Source organism: Campylobacter sp. BCW_6466 (assembly GCF_001762835.1).
Lineage (GTDB): Bacteria > Campylobacterota > Campylobacteria > Campylobacterales > Campylobacteraceae > Campylobacter_D > Campylobacter_D jejuni.
In genome coordinates this window covers 1-2,191 of sequence record NZ_MJXO01000049.1, presented here as the reverse complement: position 1 = coordinate 2,191, position 2,191 = coordinate 1, and the positions used below count along the sequence as shown (strand labels likewise).

Genomic DNA, 2,191 nt, shown 5'->3' with positions numbered 1-2,191 from the left:
TTCCAGATATTAATCAAGGCTCAAAAGAGCCAAGTGAACCTATAGTTAGTGATAAGCTTAATGCTCAAAAAGTTAATGAGCTTATAGATAAAAAACTAAAGCTTTTTAAAGAAGAGCTTGTTAATAAAGAGGAGCTTAAAAGTCTCATTGAGGAAATTTTACAAGATCAAAATTTCCAAAATACAAACATAAAAATATCAAAAACCCCACCTAACTACAATACACAAGCTAAAGTAGGAGAAATTTGGGCGGTTGTAGAAAGTAAAAAGCAATTATTTATTTGCACTGCTAATGATAATGATTTTACAAGCTGGGTTGATTTACTAGGAGATGGTAGCAATGATATTGCCCCTAAAGAAAAAATCATCATCACATTTGATAACACTACCACAGGTGGACAATATGGGGGTTGTATGAGTGATTTAAGACTTGGTTTTGAAAATGGTTTTGCTACTCCAAATAAAGTTCAAGATGAATATGAAAACGCAAAATTTACTATGACTAAAGATGGTAATGGTCTTAATAGAAGCGATTTTACTATAGATTCTAATCCTATTGCAGGAGAAAACCAAATTTTAGGAACGATTAAGACAAGTGGTATTTATCAAGAAACCTATCACAAAATCGCCCATGTGTTTAAAAAATATAATGGTGGCGCTGATGAGTGTTGCTTATGGTCTAGTTCAGGAAGTAGAGAGGTAAGCATAGAACTTGAAAATACACCAATGCCCAATAAGCTTTTTGCTAGAGGTAATGGATATTATGGTCAAACAGAAATTACCAATATAAGAGTAAAAAAATCCATTTTTATAGGTGAGCAAGAAATTCAAAGTGAAGATTTTAATGTTGAAAAGTTAGAAGCTAGTTCTGATACTTATGGAGATTATGCTTTTTTATTTGAAATTTCTAAACAAGATCAAATTGTTATGAAAAAAGAGCTTAATTTAAATCCTAAAAAACAAAAAAAACAAAAAATACAAAAAATGTAAAGAAATAAGGAGTGAATAATGACAGCAAATTATGGAGTTAATTTTAATATTAGCAATGGTGCGGCAAGTCCTATTAAAGTGCAAAGTGATACGCCTATTGGTATTGCGGCTAGCTTAAAAGGTGCAAGTAAAGAAATGATTTACACAAAGGCTGGTTATGAAAGCGTGGAAGCTATGCCAATCTTTGCCTTTTCAAATGTAAATAAAGCAAAAGAATTTGTAAACGATTTAATCAAAGAAAATAACTTACAAGATTTTAGACTTTTAGATACTTTAGAATGTATCAATCTACAAAATGTAAGTAATGTAATTATTATTAGTTTTTTTGAAGAAAGCGAGGAAAGTGAAAACACTTTAATCAATATTGTTAATGCCATAGAAGCTTTTAAAAAAGCAAAGCATAAAACAGGTTTTAGCCCTGATTTAATCATTGCTCCTTATTACTCACATGAAGCAGGAGTAAAGGCTAAGCTTGAAAGTGTGGCAAGTTCTATGAATATCACAGCTATTGTGGATCTTTACGCTACAAATGTTGGCGAAGCTATTAATACAATGGAGGCTTTTAGCTCTAAAAGATTAATTGCCACTTGGCCACAGGTTCAAATCTTAAATACACAAGGAAAATACGCTTATGTTCCACAATCTCCTATCATCGCAGGTTTAATAGCTCATACAGATGGAGATAAAGAATATGGCTTTAGTGATTCTTACTCAAATAGAGTGATGAATGGGGTTACTGGCACAGAGTATTTTATAGAGTTTATCAATGGCTTTGATTGTGATGCAGAAAGACTAAGAAACGCTCATATTTCAACTTGTATTTTAAGTGAAGGTTATCGCTCTTGGGGTGGGGAAACTAGCCATGAAGATACGATTTGGCAAGATTTAGCTCGTGTAAGAACTTTTGATCGTATAGCCCTAGCAGGACAAAAAGCAGCTTTTAAAGCTATTGATAAAAAAGCAAGTGAATTATATTTTATAAAAATCAGCATTGAAGAATTGCTAAGAGATTTAAAAGGAGCTAAGGTTTTAATTGGCTATGAGGTAAGCTGGGATGAAGAAAGAAACACAGATGCCAATGTGAGTGCTGGTAAGTTTTATCTAAATATAAAAATGATGAATAATCCAATCGTTAAACAAATCACTTTAGAGTTCATCTACTCTGATGAATGGGCGAGTGATTTGATTAAAACTATTAGTGC

2 protein-coding genes are annotated in these 2,191 nt (G+C 32.1%); both read left to right on the top strand.

Annotated features, from left to right (window positions below):
• Positions 1 to 989: hypothetical protein (locus tag AJ887_RS05815; protein ID WP_070284959.1), on the top strand; the 989-nt coding region annotated here is incomplete at its 5' end.
• A gap of 18 nt (positions 990 to 1,007) precedes the next feature.
• Positions 1,008 to 2,191, top strand: a 1,184-nt coding sequence (locus AJ887_RS05810) for a phage tail sheath family protein (protein WP_070284957.1), incomplete at its 3' end; no start/stop codon positions are given.